This is a genomic window from Streptomyces sp. NBC_01077 (genome assembly GCF_045162855.1).
Classification (GTDB): Bacteria; Actinomycetota; Actinomycetes; order Streptomycetales; family Streptomycetaceae; genus Streptomyces.
In genome coordinates, this window is record NZ_CP108669.1 from 6,723,784 (window position 1) to 6,738,854 (window position 15,071).

Genomic DNA, 15,071 nt, shown 5'->3' on the forward strand with positions numbered 1-15,071 from the left:
ATGACCTACCGCATGCCCGCCGAGTGGATGCCGCACGAGCGCACCTGGATGGCCTGGCCCAGCCCCAACCCCACCTTCACCAACGCGGACGAGCTCGCCGAGGCCCGCACGGCCTGGGCGTCCGTGGCCCGCGCCGTACGCCGCTTCGAGCCGGTCACGCTGGTGGTGGCACCCGGCGACGCCGAGTCCGCCCGCGCCCTCGTGGGTGCCGATGTCGACCTGGTCGAGCGGGACCTCGACGACGCCTGGATGCGGGACATCGGCCCGACCTTCGTCACCGACGGCACCGAACTGGCCGCCGTGGACTGGGTGTTCAACGGCTGGGGCGGACAGGACTGGGCCCGCTGGGAGCATGACTCCAAGATCGCCCGCCATGTCGCCGACGCGGCGGGCGTCCCCGTCCTGTCCTCCCCCCTCGTGAACGAGGGCGGCGCGATCCACGTCGACGGCGAGGGCACGGTCCTGCTGACCGACACCGTCCAGCTCGGCGCCGGCCGCAACCCCGGGTGGACCCGCGAGCAGGTCGAGCACGAGATCCACGCCAAGCTCGGCACGACGAAGGCGATCTGGCTCCCCCACGGCCTCGCCGGCGACTACGGCCTCTACGGCACCCAGGGCCACGTCGACATCGTCGCTGCCTTCGCCCGCCCCGGCACGGTCCTCGTCCACAGCCAGCAGGACCCGGCCCACCCCGACTACGAGCGCTCCCGGATGTACGTGAGCATCCTGCGCGGCCAGACCGACGCCCAGGGCCGCCCCCTGGAGGTCGTCGAGATCCCCGCGCCCACCGTCCTCAAGGACGAGGAGGGCGACTGGGTCGACTACTCGTACATCAACCACTACCTGTGCAACGACGGCGTCGTCCTCTGCGCCTTCGACGACCCGCACGACGAACTGGCGGCCGAGATCTTCCGCCGCCTCTTCCCGGAACGCGAGGTCGTCCTCGTCGACGCGCGCACGATCTTCGCAGGTGGGGGCGGCATCCACTGCATCACCCAGCAGCAGCCGAAGGTCTGAGGCGGACGGGGCATGAGGTAGAACGTACGAGTGACCCGTATGGACCCCTCCCACCCGGTGGACCCCTCCCACCCCGCCCCACCGCCCCGCCGGCGCAACCAGGCCGCCCCTCCCCGTGAGGAGCTGCTCGCCGCCGCCATGGACACCATCGCCGAGCGCGGGCTCGACGGGCTGACCATGGCAGGGCTCGGGCGGCAGGTCGGGATGAGCAGCGGGCACCTGCTCTACTACTTCCGCACCAAGGACGAGCTGCTGCTCCAGACCCTGGAGTGGAGCGAGGGGCGCCTCGGCGCCGAGCGGAGCGCGCTGCTGTCCCGGCCGGGGACCGCGCGCGAGCGGCTCGACGGGTACGTGGACGTGTACGTGCCCGACGGGCCGCGCGATCCACACTGGATCCTGTGGCTGGAGGTCTGGAACCGGTCGCAGAACGCCGACGCCGACGCCCGTGTCCGCCAGGCCGCCATCGAGGGGGCCTGGCACCGGGACCTGGTCGCGATCCTGGCCGAGGGCGTCTCTCGCGGCGAGTTCCGGGCCGTCGACCCGGACCGCTTCGCCACCCGTACGAGGGCTCTCCTGGACGGCTTCAGCGTGCACGTCGCGGTGGGCGTACCGGGCACCGGAAGGGAGCAAGTCCTGGGACACGTGCGGGAGTTCATCGAGCAGGATCTGCTGGCGCGACCGTAACGCACGTAAGTACACGGGATCGTTGTCCGCTGCGCCCTTGTGAGCCCGGCGTCGCCTCCGGCACGGTTCCGGTCCATGGGACGAGAGCACTGGAAGAAGATCTGGGTCGGGTCCGCGGGCAACATGGTCGAGTGGTTCGACTGGTTCGTGTACGCGAGTTTCGCCACCTACTTCGCGGGGGCGTTCTTCCCCGAGGGCAACGACACCGCCAAACTCATGAACACCGCCGGCATCTTCGCCGTCGGCTTCTTCATGCGCCCCGTCGGCGGCTGGCTGCTCGGCCGGGTCGGCGACCGCAAGGGCCGCAAGGCGGCCCTCACCCTCACCGTCACCCTGATGTCCGCCTCCGCGCTCCTCATCGCGGTCGCGCCCACCTACTCCGTCGCCGGATACGGCGGCGCCGCCGTCCTCCTGATCGCCCGCCTCATCCAGGGGCTCTCCGTCGGCGGCGAGTACGCGGCCAGCGCCACCTACCTCACCGAGGCCTCGGCCCCGGAGCACCGCGGCTTCGCCTCCAGCTTCCAGTACGTGTCGATGACCGCGGGCCAGATCCTCGGCCTCGGCCTGCTGCTCGTCCTCCAGCACACCCTGTCCACCGAGGCCCTGCACAGCTGGGGCTGGCGCATCCCGTTCGTCATCGGCGCCCTCGGCGCGGCCGTCGTCTTCTACCTGCGCCGCACGATGCTGGAGACGGAGGTGTACGCGACCACCGCCGACGACGGGGTCGCGAGCGACCAGAAGGGCACCCTCAAGGCCCTGTGGGCGCACCGGCGCGAAGCCTTCCTCGTCATCGCGCTCACCATGGGCGGCACCGTGGCGTACTACACGTACACGACGTACCTCACCAAGTACCTCTCCAACTCCGCGGGCCTGCCCAAGCAGACCGCGACCCTGGTCTCCTTCTGCGCCCTCATCGTCTTCGCCTGCCTCCAGCCGCTGGCCGGCCGCCTCTCCGACCGCATCGGCCGCCGCCCGCTGCTCATCACCTTCGCGGTCGGCTCCACCCTCCTCACCGTGCCGATCCTGACGATGCTGAAGCACGCGGGCTCCTTCTGGCCGGCCCTCGGGCTCTCCCTCCTCGCGCTGCTCGTCATCACCGGCTACACCTCCATCAACGCCTGCGTGAAGGCCGAGCTCTTCCCCACCGGCATCCGCGCCCTCGGCGTCGCCCTGCCGTACGCCATCGCCAACGCGCTCTTCGGCGGCACCGCCGAGTACGTGGCCCTCTGGTTCAAGGACGCCGGCATCGAGTCGGGCTTCTACTGGTACGTGGCGGGCTGCGCGGCCGTCTCGCTCGTCGTCTACCTCACGATGAGGGAGACGAGGGACATCGACCTGGGCCGGGTCGGCGCGTCCGGCTCCGGCTCCCTGCCCGGACAGAAGCGAGATCAGCTGCCCGTATCGTGAGACCGCCGTCCCGGCGGCCCTCCAGCTGTGTCAGACTTCCGGCGTGCTTGCTACCACGATGATTATCGGCAGCAGCGCGCCGGTCCGCAGTGGCCACTGATTCGCGGCACGACCCCCGCGGCAGTGGACACCGTGCCTCAGACCCGCGCGCAGACCTCTCGCACCCGCGAGGGGTTTTTTCGTTTTCCGGCCCCACCCACGCCGGAAGCGGACGTCGCGTGAGAATGGGGGCAAGTGGATCCAGACCTTCCGGAGCCACATCCGACAGGAGCCATCACAGTCATGACCACGGAGAACGCCGAGAGCTCGCGCCTCGACGACAGCTTCCATGTCTTCGACACGACGCTGCGCGACGGGGCGCAGCGTGAAGGCATCAATCTCACCGTCGCGGACAAGCTGACCATCGCCCGGCACCTGGACGAGTTCGGTGTGGGCTTCATCGAGGGCGGCTGGCCCGGAGCCAATCCGCGTGACACGGAGTTCTTCGCCCGCGCCCGGCAGGAGATCGCGTTCAAGAACGCGCAGCTCGTCGCCTTCGGCGCCACCCGCAGGCCCGGTGGCAGGGCCGCCGCCGACCCGCAGGTCAAGGCCCTCCTCGACTCCGGCGCTCCGGTCGTCACGCTCGTCGCCAAGTCGCACGACCGGCACGTCGAGCTCGCCCTGCGCACCACCCTCGACGAGAACCTGGAGATGGTCCGCGACACCGTCTCCCACCTGGTCTCCGAGGGCCGCCGAGTCTTCGTCGACTGCGAGCACTTCTTCGACGGCTACAAGGCCAACCCCGACTACGCCAAGGCCGTCGTCCGCGCCGCGCACGAGTCCGGCGCCGATGTCGTCATCCTCTGCGACACCAACGGCGGCATGCTCCCCGCCCAGATCCAGGCCGTCGTCGCCACCGTCCTCGCCGACACCGGCGCCCGCCTGGGCATCCACGCCCAGGACGACACCGGCTGCGCCGTCGCCAACACCCTGGCCGCCGTCGACGCCGGCGCCACCCACGTCCAGTGCACCGCCAACGGCTACGGCGAGCGGGTCGGCAACGCCAACCTCTTCCCCGTCGTCGCGGCCCTGGAGCTCAAGTACGCCAAGAGGGTGCTGCCCGACGGCGCGCTGGCCGAGATGACCCGCATCTCGCACGCCATCGCCGAGGTCGTCAACCTCACCCCCTCCACCCACCAGCCGTACGTCGGCGTCTCCGCGTTCGCGCACAAGGCCGGGCTCCACGCCTCCGCGATCAAGGTCGACCCCGACCTCTACCAGCACATCGACCCCGAGCTGGTCGGCAACACCATGCGGATGCTGGTCTCCGACATGGCCGGCCGCGCCTCCATCGAGCTCAAGGGCAAGGAGCTCGGGGTCGACCTGGGCGACGACCGCGAGCTCGTCGCCCGGGTCGTCGAGCGGGTCAAGGAGCGCGAACTCCAGGGCTACACGTACGAGGCCGCCGACGCCTCCTTCGAGCTGCTCCTGCGCGAGGAGGCCGAGGGCCGGGCCCGCCGCTACTTCCGCACGGAGTCCTGGCGCGCGATCGTCGAGGACCGCCCCGACGGCACCCACGCCAACGAGGCCACCGTGAAGCTCTGGGCCAAGGGCGAGCGGATCGTCGCCACCGCCGAGGGCAACGGCCCCGTCAACGCCCTCGACCGCGCGATGCGCCTGGCCCTGGAGCGGATCTACCCGCAGCTCGCCAAGTTCGAGCTGGTCGACTACAAGGTCCGCATCCTGGAGGGCCGCCACGGCACCGAGTCCACGACCCGCGTCCTGATCACCACCAGCGACGGCAACGGCGAGTGGTCCACGGTCGGCGTCGGCGAGAACGTCATCGCCGCCTCCTGGCAGGCCCTGGAGGACGCCTTCACGTACGGAGTGCTGCGGGCCGGGATCGACCCCGCCGAATAGGAGGCGCAAGGCCTGCTATGTCTAGTTGGTCCTGGTTCGGGTAGCGTCGAACCATGAGGACCAGGCCGCTCTCCGTACTGTCGGCCCTCGCCGGGCTGATACTGCTGCTGCTCCTGGTCCTGGCCCCCTCCGCGGGCGCCAGGGCCACGGGGATCCCCGACGCGGCCGCCGCACTGAAACAGGGCCCCGTGTACGTCGACCCGGGCGCCGCCGATCAGCTGTCGAAGACCGAGGCGGACGCCCTCGCCCAGAAGATCAAGGACGCGGACAAGCCGCTGTTCGTGGCGGTCCTGCCCGCGAACGCGCAGTTCCCGCCGAAGGACCTCCTGGCGAACCTGCGGACCCAGACCGGTGTCACCGGGCTGTACGCGGTCCGCCTCGGTGACGGCTTCGACGCGGGCGCCGACCGCTCCGTCATGTCCGAGCAGGCCGTACAGAACCTCGTCACCTCCGTACGCCAGCCCGGCGTCGACGCGGCCACCGAGCTCAACAACTTCGTCGACCAGGCCCTGCCCACCCTGCGCGGCTCCGCGCCCGCCGGCTGGGGCTCCGTCGGCACCGACAACGGCGTCCCCGTCGCCGGGCTCGTGACCCTCGGCGCCGTGGTCGCCGCCGGAGGCGCGGGCGCGTACGCGGTCGTCCGCCGCAACCGGCTCCGCAAGGAGGCCGAGGAGCGCGCCGCCCTCGACAAGCTCCGGGTCGTCGTCGACGAGGACATCACCGCCTTCGGCGAGGAACTCGAACGCCTCGACTTCCATCCCGCCGAGGCGGGCGCCGACGACGCCATGCGCGGCGACTACGAACGCTCCCTCGACTCGTACGACAAGGCGAAGTCCCTGATGGCCTCCGCCGGCCGCCCCCACGACGTCCGCGCGGTCACCCAGGCCCTGGACGACGGCCGCTACTCGCTCGCCGTCCTGGCCGCCCGCCGCGAGTCCCGGCCGCTTCCCGAGCGCCGCGCCCCCTGCTTCTTCGACCCGCGCCACGGCCCCTCCACGGAGGACCGCACCTGGACCCCGACCGGCGGCACCGCCCGCCAGGTCCCGGTCTGCGCCGCCGACGCGTCCCGTCTCGACGACGGCCTCGACCCGATGGCCCGCACGGTCGACGCGGACGGCGTGCGCCGCCCGTACTGGGAAGCGGGCCCGGCCTACGGCCCCTGGGCAGGCGGATACTTCGGCGGCGGCCTCCTCCCCGGCCTCCTGATGGGCACCGTCCTCGGCTCGATGCTCTCCACCCCGGCCTACGCGGCCGAGTACGGCGGCAACGAATTCGAGGGCGGCGACTTCTCCGGCGCCGACTTCAACTCCGGCGACTTCGGCGGCAGCGGCTTCGGTGACGGCGGAGGCTTCGGAGGCGACGGCGGAGGCTTTGGAGGCGGCGACTTCGGCGGCGGCGGGTTCTAGGGCCTGTCCGACTCCGATCCGCCGGACAGGCCCTCGGCGGTCCCTCAGACCAGTGGCTTCACCGACATCAGCAGGTGGCGGTGGTGCGCTTCCGGGCCGTCGGTGAGGAGGGCGCGCTGGCCCGGGCCCAGGAGGTGGAAGTGGACCTTCTCGGCGTCCAGGGTGGTCAGGGCGTCCAGGAGGTAGCCGGGGTTGAAGGCGACCGACAGGGTGTCCGGGCCCGTGAGGGTGGACGGGAGCTTCTGGGAGGCCACGTCGTCCTCGTAGCCCGCCTGGAGGTGGATCGACGTGGGGGTGAAGGTCAGCTGGACCGGGCTGTCGCCCTCGGCGACGACCGCGACCCGCTTCACGGCCTCGGTCAGCGGGGCCCGGTCGGTGGTGGCCAGGGCGTGGTCGCCCAGGGTGAAGAGCTTGTCGTGGCGGGGGAGGCGTCCGTCGAGCAGACGGGTGGTCGTGCGCAGGCCGCCGTTCTCGAAGCCGATCGAGCCGCCGTTCAGGGCGAGCCGGGCGAGGCCCGTGCCCGCCAGGGAGCGGGCGATCTCGGTGAGGCGCCGGGCCGGGACGACCACGTCGGCGGGTTCGTCGCGGCTCTCCGCCCCCGGCTTCCACTCCAGGGTGCGGACGGCGTAGCGGTAGCGGTCGGTGGCCGCGAGCGTCATGGTCGTGCCGTCCAGGGCGAGCCGTATCCCGGTGAGGACCGGCAGCGAGTCGTCCCGGCCGGCCGCCACGGCCACCTGGCCGACCGCCGTCGCGAAGGCGTCCCCGTCCACCTGGCCACGGATCTCGGGCAGTGCGGGCGGGGCCGGGTAGTCGTCCAGGGGCAGCAGGGAGAGGCCGAAGCGGGCGTCGCCGGAGGTCACCGAGAGGCGGGCGCCCTCCACCGCGATTTCGGTATGGCCCCGGGGGAGCACCTTGCAGATGTCGAGCAGCCGCCGCCCCAGGACCAGGGCCCGGCCCTCGACGTCCGTGTCGGCCTCGACCTCGACCCGGGCCGAGGCCTCGTGGTCGAGGCCGGAGACCCGCAGTCGGCCGTCCGCCGCCTCCAGGAGCAGGCCGCCGAGGACGGGCATGGGGGAACGGGCCGGCAGGACGCGCGCGGCCCAGGCCACGGCATCGGTCAACACACCGCTGTCGATACGGAATTCCATGCCGCCGACGCTAGCTGCCGCCACTGACAATGCCGTTGACCAGCAGGTTCAGGCGTCTTTCGGCAAGGTCGGGCCGGAGCCTGCCGCTGCAGTCGAGGGTGGCGAGGCCGTGCAGGGCGCTCCAGGTGAGTTCGGCGAGGGGGTCGAGGTCGCGACCGATGAGCTAGCACCGCTAGACAGGGTAGCGATGCAAGGTCTAGCGTTGCTGTCAGTCCTAGCGATGCTAGATCAATGTCCTTGGGGGACCCGTGAACACCGTGCGCACACACCGCCTCGCCACCGTCCTGTCCGTGCTCCTGGGGCTCGCCTGCCTCTGGTTCGGCATCAACTTCCTGTTCGGCCCCGAGACCGCCGCCGCCGGCTTCGGCATCCCCTCCTGGCCCGAGGGCGACGCCGCCGGATACTTCGCGGTCAAGGCGGCCCGCGACCTCGCCAACGGCGCGATCGTCCTCACCCTGCTCGCCCTCGGAAAGCGCCGCCCGCTGGCCTGGGTCATGCTCCTGCTCGCGATCGTCCCCTTCGGTGACGCGCTCGCCGTCCTCGCCCACGGGGGCGGATACGCCGCCGCGCTCGGCATCCACGCCGCGACCGGCGCCGTGGTGCTCCTCGCCGCCGGACTCCTCTTCGCGACGAGCGCGGAAGACGGCGGGAAGGCCGGGACGCCGAACGGGACGCGGAGTGGGACGAGGGATGGGGTGCGGGACGCGATGCGGGACGGCGCGCGGGAAGGAAACCGCACCCTTGATCGTTCCAGCTTCTGAACAAGTCGGTCAATTTCAGGGGGAGTAGCGCGCGATGAGTGACGTCCACGTCCACGGCACGGTGGAGCCCGGATTCGAGTCCGTACGAGAGGAGTTCGCCACCGTCGTGGCGAACGAGGCGCGTGACGGCGGAGCCCAGCTCGCCGTCCACCACCACGGCCGTCTCGTCGTGGACCTCTGGGGCGGCGACGGGGTCGACGGGGACTCGTTGCTCGGCCTCTACTCCTCCTCCAAGGGCGCCATGGCCCTGGTCGCCGCGCTCCTCGTCCAGGACGGCGTCCTCGACCTGGACCGCGAAGTCGCCTCCTGGTGGCCCGAGTTCGCCGCCGAGGGCAAGGGGGAGCTGACCCTGCGGCAACTGCTCGCCCACCGTTCCGGCGTGATCGGCGCCGACGGCGGCCTCAGCCCCGACGAGCTCGCCGACGACCGGGCGATCGCCGCACGGCTGGCCGGGCAGCGCCCCTTCTGGGAGCCGAACACCGCCCACGGTTACCACGCGCTCGTGATCGGCGCCCTCGTCGGCGAGGTCGTCCTGCGGGCCACCGGCCGGACGGTCCAGGAGCTGTTCGAGGAGCGGGTCCGTGCCCCGTACGCGCTCGACTACTACCTGGGCCTGCCCGAGGACCTCGAGCCCCGCTTCCGTACGGCCCTGCCGATGCTGCCCACACCCGCCGAGCAGGCACTTCTCGACGAGAACCCGATCGCCCCCGACAGCCTCCTGGCCATCGCGTTCAACCTCCACGCGGACCCGCCGTTCGACGGCGTCGGGTACGCCAACTCCCGTACGGTACGGGCGCGGGCGCCGCTCTCCGGCGGCGGCATCGGATCCGCACGCGGGCTCTCCCGGATGTACGCGGCGATCGCCGGCGAACTCGACGGGCGCGCCCCGCTCCTGAACCCGGACACCCTGGCCGAGGTGGCCCGGATCCACTCCTCCGGCCAGGACATGGTGACCGGCGAGAAGAACGCCTTCGGCCTCGGCTTCGTCGCGCTGTCGACCCGCTACCCGGCCCTCACCCCCGCCGCCGTCGGTCACAGCGGCGCCCCCGGCTCCCAGGCCTTCGCCGACCCGGCCACCGGCCTCGCCTACAGCTACACCCGCCGCCGCTTCGCCTTCGCCGGAGGCCCCGGCGCTGCCGAGAACGACCGTCTGATCCCGGCTGTGGTCGCGGCGGCCGCGAGCCGGAGCTAGCTCCCGCGGGATCCTGAAGCGCAACGCCGAGCGCCCGCCTTCCGCTGCTGCGGAGGGCGGGCGCGCTCGTGTGTCCGGAGGGTCCGGCAGGGGGCCCGGAAGGGCCCCGGGGGTCAGGCTCAGGCGGCGTTCTTGATCGCGGAGATGTCGAAGTTCAGCTTGACCTTGTCGCTGACCATCACGCCGCCGGTCTCCAGGGCCGCGTTCCAGGTCAGGCCCCAGGCGGAGCGCAGGATCTCGGCGGAGCCCTCGAAGCCGACGCGCTCGTTGCCGTACACGTCCGTCGCGGAGCCGTTGAACTCCAGGTCGATGGCGAGCGGCTTCGTGACGTCCTTGATGGTCAGGTCGCCGGTGACCCGGTACTTGTCGCCGCCCAGCTGCTCGGCGGCCGAGGAGCGGAAGCTCATCAGCGGGAACTGCTCGGCGTCGAAGAAGTCGCCGCTGCGCAGGTGACCGTCGCGGTCCGCGATGCCGGTGTCGATCGAGGTGATCTTGACGTCGATCGAGGCGGTGGAGGCGTCCGGGTTCGCGCCGTCCAGCTTCAGGGCGCCCTCGTGCTGGGCGAAGGTGCCGCGAACGTTGGTGACCATGGCATGGCGGACGGTGAAGCCGATGCTGCTGTGGGCCGGGTCGATGGTGTATTCGCCGGTCAGGGCGGCCAGGGCCGGGTCCACCGGGAGGGTGGCGGTGGCGACGGTGGACTCGTTGTTCTTGCGGCCGAAGAGACCCATGACATGCTCCTTGTCGGTGTTTGTTGAACCTTCAACGAGAACGACTGTAACCCTATTCCGTTCAACATTCAACATCTATGGAGGATGTTCATCCGAACGGCTTCACGAGGACACCGACGCCCTCTGGCGGACGCGCGTAGAACTACGGCACCATCTCCCTGCGCGACGAGCACCACCTGCACAACCGTCCCCACCGTCACGGTCATCAGCAGGAGGCAACCCCATGAAGCTCCGCTCCGTCCTCACCGCCCTGGCCCTCGTCCTCGGTGCGCTCTTCGCACCCGGCATCGGCGTCCTCACCGCCGCGGGCGAGGCCCACGCGGTCACCAAGATCAGCCACGCCACCGCGACCTCGATGTTCCGGTCCTCCGGGATCACCTGGTCCTCGTCCGGCGGCTGCTCCAACCGCAACGTCTCCACCTGCACGTCCTTCGACCAGCTCAACCTCGCCACGGCCCAGGGCGCCCAGACCCTCAAGAGCGCCAGCGGCTGCGCCCTCAACATCACCGGGGGCACCGAGACGGGCCACGCGAGCGGCACGTACTCCCACTGGAACGGCTACAAGCTCGACTTCGGCAAGGCCACCTGCGTCACCAACTACGTGAAGAACACGTTCACGTACATCGGTGTACGGGGTGACGGCGCCCCGCAGTGGAAGTCCGGCGCGGGCAACGTCTACGCCGACGAGGGCAACCACTGGGACGTGACCTTCTACAACTGCGGCGGCTGCTGACCGGCCGCAGACCTCGAGGAACCCCCTTCGGTGGTCACTTGGACTAACCGAAGGGGGTTCTTGGACTGGAGGGGCCCGCGCGGCGCGATCTCGTTGACGGTGCCGCCGGGGCGGGGCCAACTGGTGCGCATGTCCCTCACCCCTTCGCGAAGAGTCCGTGCGGCCTGTGCGCTCGCCGTCGCCTCCTCCGCCGTGTTCGCCCTGGCCGGGCCCGCCCTCGCCGAGGGCACCGCGGTCGGTGGCACGGCGGCCGTCACCGCGGCCACCGGCACCGCCGTCATCGCCTCCCCCCAGCTCTCCGTCGCCGTCGCCGAGGACTTCCCCCGCGTCCTCTCGTACACCGACCGCACGACCGGCGCCCGTCTCCTCGGCAGTACGGCCCCGGTCACGCAGATCGTCCTCAACGGCACCGCCCGTGCCGTCCAGGCCAAGGGCGCCCCCGTCCTGACCGCCGGCTCCGCCGCGTACACCCTCGCCTTCCCCGACCTGCCAGGCGTCGAGATCGACGCGCGCCTGAGCGTCGACGGGCGGACCACCACCTTCCGGGTGACCGCCGTCCGCGACACCGAGGGCTTCCGGGTCGGCACCCTCGACATACCGGGCCACGACCTGGTCTCCGTGGGTTCATCGGACGCCGGCGCCGCGACCGCCTTCACCCGGCTCGACCCGGACTCCACCCGTACCGCCGACGTCTTCGCGCAGGTCACCGACGCGACCGCCGCCGAGACGAACCCGGTCGGCGCGAGCTACGCGATCGTCAGCACCGGGCAGCTGGCGGCCGCCGTCGAGTCCAACTCCAGCTACGACAAGCCCGCCGGGGCGTCCGCCCGCGACGGCGCCCGCTTCTGGCACCAGGCCCGCAGGAGCGGCACCGAGACCCGCGTCGGCGTCTGGTCCGGCCAGTGGACCTACCGCGGCGAGGGCGCACCGAAGCCCGCCGGCGGCGACGGTCTGCCCTGGGCCAAGGTCGTCGTCACCCCCGACGCCAACGCCGACGGCACCACCGACTGGCAGGACGGCGCCGTCGCCTTCCGTACGATCGGGATCAAGGCCCCCGGCAGCGAACAGACCCCCGGGCGGGTCGTCGCCCACATTCCGTTCAACTTCGCCTCGCAGGCCACCCACCCCTTCCTGCGCACCCTCGACGACGTCAAGCGGATCTCGCTCTCCACCGACGGACTCGGCCAGTTCGCGCTGCTCAAGGGGTACGGCTCCGAGGGCCACGACTCCGCCCACCCCGACTACGGCGGCAACTACAACAAGCGAGCCGGCGGCCTCGGCGACCTCAACGTCCTCCTCAAGGAGGGCCGGAAGTGGGGCGCGGACTTCGGCGTCCACGTCAACGCCACCGAGTCGTACCCCGAGGCGAAGAACTTCAGCGAGACCCTCGTCGACAAGACGAAGCCCGGCTGGAACTGGCTCAACCAGAGCTACTACATCGACCAGCGCCGCGACATCAACAGCGGCGACCTCGCCCGCCGCTTCCAGCAGCTGCGCGACGAGACCGACGCCAACCTCTCCACGCTCTACATCGACGTCTACTACACCCACGGCTGGATCGCCGACGAGACGATGCGCGCCGTCCAGGCGCAGGGCTGGAACGTCGCCACCGAGTGGTCCGAGAAGTTCGAGCGGGCCTCCCTCTGGTCCCACTGGGCCAACGACCTCGACTACGGCGGCGCCACCAACAAGGGCCTCAACTCGCAGATCGTCCGCTTCATCCGCAACGGCGAGAAGGACGTCTGGAACAACCACCCGGTCCTCGGCCAGACCGCCCTCGTCGACTTCGAGGGCTGGACCGGCGAGACCGACTGGAACGACTTCACCGCCAACATCTGGCAGCGGAACCTGCCCGCGAAGTACCTCCAGCAGCAGAAGATCACGCGCTGGAACGGCAACGACCTCACCTTCACCGGCGGGATCCGCGGCACCGTCGAGAACGGCCGCCGCACCTTCTACGACAACGGTCGCAAGGTCCTCGACGGCGAGAACTACCTGCTGCCCTGGGATGGCACCAAGACCGGCGGCAAGGGCGGCGGCGAGGCCGGAGAGAAGAAGCTCTACCACTACAACAAGACCGGCGGCACGACCAGTTGGACCGTCCCCGCCGGTGCCGGCTCGTACTCCGTGTACAAGCTCACCGACAACGGGCGCGTGAAGACCGCCACCGTCCGGCCCACCGGCGGGAAGATCACCCTCGACGCCGTCGCCGGACAGCCCTACGTCCTCTACCCCGACCGCGCGCCCGCGCGGGCCGACGCGAAGTGGGGCCAGGGCACCCCGGTCAAGGACCCCGGCTTCAACGAAGCGAAGCTCGCCAGCTGGACCAAGGCCGGCGCCGTCGCCCGTGACACCGACGGGCAGGGCCGCAACAGCGCGAAGCTCTCCGGCACCGCCACCGCCTCGGTCCGGCAGCAGATCACCGGGCTCACCCCCGGCAAGCGGTACACCGCCTCCGCCCTGATCGAGGTCGAGCCCGGCGCCACCCGGCCCACCACGATCTCCGTCGGCGGGCAGGCCGTCACCGTCGAACGGTCCTCGCTCCAGGACCGGGTCGCCGCCTCCGACTGGAACGGCACCCGCTTCCAGCGCGCCAAGGTCACCTTCACCGCACCGGCCGACGGCAGCACCGCGCTGAGGATCCAGGCCGCGAGCGGCAGCTCCGCCACCGTCCGGATCGACGACGTCCGGATCGTCGCCAACGCCCCCGCCACCAAGGCCGGGACCCTGGTGTACGAGGACTTCGAGGCCGTCGACCAGGGCTGGGGCCCCTTCCTCAAGGGTGACTCCGGCGGTACGACCGACCCGCGCACCCACATCGCCCAGCTGCACGGCCCGTACACCCAGGCCGGCTGGAACGGGAAGCTGATCGACGACGTCATCGGCGGCGCCGAGTCCCTCAAGTCCCACGACGAGAACAGCGGACTCGTCTACCGGACTGCGCCCTGGACCGTCCCGATGAAGGACGGCCGCACCTACCGCATCGAGTACGACTACCGGTCGAGCCACGCGGGCGCGTACGAGTGGGTCACCGGCTACGACCGTACGAACGGGACCTCCGTGGAGACCCGCCGCACCCCCATCGGGCAGCAGAGGGCCGACGGGCACTTCTCCGAGACCGTCACCGCCGGCTGCGGCGACACCTGGACCGGTCTGCGCAAGCGCGGTGACGCCCCGGACGGCGCCGACTTCGTCCTCGACGCCTTCACCGTCACCGACCTCGGCCCGGCCGCCGAACGCGCCGCCTGCGGCACGCTCACGGTCGCCGCGCCCGAGACCCTGGAGCCCGGCCGCCCCAACCAGGTCACGGCCACCTTCGCCAACGACGAGGCAGGCGAGGTCTCCGGCGCCCGGGCCGAGCTCACCCTCCCGGCGGGCTGGACCGCCGAGCCGGCCGCACCCGTCACCCTGGGCACGGTCGCGGCGGGCGGAAAGGCCACCGCCACCTGGCAGGTGACGCCTCCGGTGGACGCGGCCTACCAGCCGTACACGCTCGACGCCTCCCTCACGTACGCCCTCGGGGGAGGGGAGCGGAAGCTCACCGCTGCCACCACCGTCCGTACGCTGCCCCCGCCGCCCACTGCCGACAGCTGGGCCAGTGACCTCGACTGGACCTCGGCAACCAACGGCTGGGGCCCCGTCGAGCGCGACCTCTCCAACGGCGAGACGGGCACCGGCGACGGTTCCCCGCTGCGGATCGGGGGAGTGACGTACGCCAAGGGGCTCGGCAGCCACGCGCCCGCGACGGTCCGCTACTACCTGGGCGGTCGCTGCACCTCCCTCACCGCCGAGGTCGGGGTGGACGACGTCCAGACCAGCCGGGGCAGCGTCCGGTTCAGCGTCCTCGCCGACGGCACGGAGAAGGTGACGTCCCCGGTCCTCAAGGCCACGGACGCGGCCTGGTCGCTCACCGCCGACGTCACCGGCGCCACCTGGGTCGACCTGGTGGTCGGCGACGGCGGCGACGGCAACGGCAACGACCACGCGGACTGGGGCAACGCCCGCTTCCACTGCGGAGGCTGACCGCGGGGCGAGACACCGGGCCCGCGACCCTTCGGGGGTCGCGGGCCCTTCGGCACCATGGGCTACCTTG

General features: G+C 71.5%; 11 protein-coding genes. 9 read left to right on the forward strand and 2 right to left on the reverse strand.

Going from position 1 to position 15,071, the window contains the following annotated elements; all coding sequences use genetic code 11:
- The 5 genes from OG462_RS30550 (at position 1) to OG462_RS30570 (ending at position 6,413) form a co-directional block, all read left to right on the forward strand.
- Positions 1-1,017 (forward strand): agmatine/peptidylarginine deiminase, encoded by a 1,017-nt coding sequence (locus OG462_RS30550; RefSeq protein ID WP_406062517.1) that lies wholly within the window; start codon positions 1-3, stop codon positions 1,015-1,017.
- Positions 1,018-1,056: 39 nt separating this feature from the next.
- On the forward strand, positions 1,057-1,701 hold the full coding sequence (locus tag OG462_RS30555; protein WP_406066787.1) for a TetR/AcrR family transcriptional regulator: 645 nt from the start codon (positions 1,057-1,059) through the stop codon (positions 1,699-1,701).
- A 75-nt stretch (positions 1,702-1,776) separates the two neighbouring features.
- Positions 1,777-3,108, forward strand: coding sequence for an MFS transporter (locus tag OG462_RS30560; RefSeq protein WP_406062519.1), 1,332 nt, complete (start codon positions 1,777-1,779; stop codon positions 3,106-3,108).
- Between the two features lie 282 nt (positions 3,109-3,390).
- Positions 3,391-5,007, forward strand: coding sequence for a citramalate synthase (gene cimA, locus OG462_RS30565; RefSeq protein WP_406062521.1), 1,617 nt, complete (start codon positions 3,391-3,393; stop codon positions 5,005-5,007).
- Positions 5,008-5,060: 53 nt separating this feature from the next.
- Positions 5,061-6,413, forward strand: coding sequence for a hypothetical protein (locus OG462_RS30570; RefSeq protein ID WP_406062522.1), 1,353 nt, complete (start codon positions 5,061-5,063; stop codon positions 6,411-6,413).
- A 44-nt stretch (positions 6,414-6,457) separates the two neighbouring features.
- Here the strand turns inward: OG462_RS30570 and dnaN are convergent, their stop codons facing one another.
- Complete coding sequence (gene dnaN / locus OG462_RS30575) at positions 6,458-7,561, reverse strand: DNA polymerase III subunit beta (RefSeq protein ID WP_406062524.1); 1,104 nt, start codon at positions 7,559-7,561, stop codon at positions 6,458-6,460.
- A gap of 257 nt (positions 7,562-7,818) precedes the next feature.
- Between dnaN and OG462_RS30580 the strand changes: the two genes are divergently transcribed.
- Both OG462_RS30580 and OG462_RS30585 read left to right on the forward strand, forming a co-directional pair.
- Positions 7,819-8,322, forward strand: coding sequence for a DUF4267 domain-containing protein (locus OG462_RS30580; RefSeq protein ID WP_406062525.1), 504 nt, complete (start codon positions 7,819-7,821; stop codon positions 8,320-8,322).
- Between the two features lie 34 nt (positions 8,323-8,356).
- Positions 8,357-9,514 carry a serine hydrolase domain-containing protein gene (locus tag OG462_RS30585; protein ID WP_406062527.1) on the forward strand — a complete coding sequence of 386 codons (1,158 nt, stop codon included), beginning with the start codon at positions 8,357-8,359 and terminating at the stop codon, positions 9,512-9,514.
- Between the two features lie 119 nt (positions 9,515-9,633).
- Here OG462_RS30585 and OG462_RS30590 read toward each other — a convergent pair whose 3' ends face one another.
- Positions 9,634-10,245: a YceI family protein gene (locus tag OG462_RS30590; RefSeq protein WP_406062529.1), complete on the reverse strand. Its 612-nt coding sequence runs from the start codon at positions 10,243-10,245 to the stop codon at positions 9,634-9,636.
- 223 nt (positions 10,246-10,468) lie between these two features.
- On the opposite strand from OG462_RS30590, the gene OG462_RS30595 reads away from it, so the two are divergent.
- Positions 10,469-10,978 (forward strand): hypothetical protein, encoded by a 510-nt coding sequence (locus OG462_RS30595; protein WP_406062531.1) that lies wholly within the window; start codon positions 10,469-10,471, stop codon positions 10,976-10,978.
- Between the two features lie 129 nt (positions 10,979-11,107).
- Positions 11,108-15,001 (forward strand): endo-alpha-N-acetylgalactosaminidase family protein, encoded by a 3,894-nt coding sequence (locus OG462_RS30600; RefSeq protein WP_406062533.1) that lies wholly within the window; start codon positions 11,108-11,110, stop codon positions 14,999-15,001.
- The last annotated feature ends 70 nt before the right edge of the window (positions 15,002-15,071 follow it).

Coding starts and splice junctions, on each gene's coding strand:
- OG462_RS30550 (WP_406062517.1), top strand. CDS start 1: ATGACCTACCGCATGCCCGCCGAGTGGATGCCGCACGAGCGCACCTGG.
- OG462_RS30555 (WP_406066787.1), top strand. CDS start 1,057: ATGGACCCCTCCCACCCGGTGGACCCCTCCCACCCCGCCCCACCGCCC.
- OG462_RS30560 (WP_406062519.1), top strand. CDS start 1,777: ATGGGACGAGAGCACTGGAAGAAGATCTGGGTCGGGTCCGCGGGCAAC.
- cimA (WP_406062521.1), top strand. CDS start 3,391: ATGACCACGGAGAACGCCGAGAGCTCGCGCCTCGACGACAGCTTCCAT.
- OG462_RS30570 (WP_406062522.1), top strand. CDS start 5,061: ATGAGGACCAGGCCGCTCTCCGTACTGTCGGCCCTCGCCGGGCTGATA.
- dnaN (WP_406062524.1), bottom strand. CDS start 7,561: ATGGAATTCCGTATCGACAGCGGTGTGTTGACCGATGCCGTGGCCTGG.
- OG462_RS30585 (WP_406062527.1), top strand. CDS start 8,357: ATGAGTGACGTCCACGTCCACGGCACGGTGGAGCCCGGATTCGAGTCC.
- OG462_RS30590 (WP_406062529.1), bottom strand. CDS start 10,245: ATGGGTCTCTTCGGCCGCAAGAACAACGAGTCCACCGTCGCCACCGCC.
- OG462_RS30595 (WP_406062531.1), top strand. CDS start 10,469: ATGAAGCTCCGCTCCGTCCTCACCGCCCTGGCCCTCGTCCTCGGTGCG.
- OG462_RS30600 (WP_406062533.1), top strand. CDS start 11,108: ATGTCCCTCACCCCTTCGCGAAGAGTCCGTGCGGCCTGTGCGCTCGCC.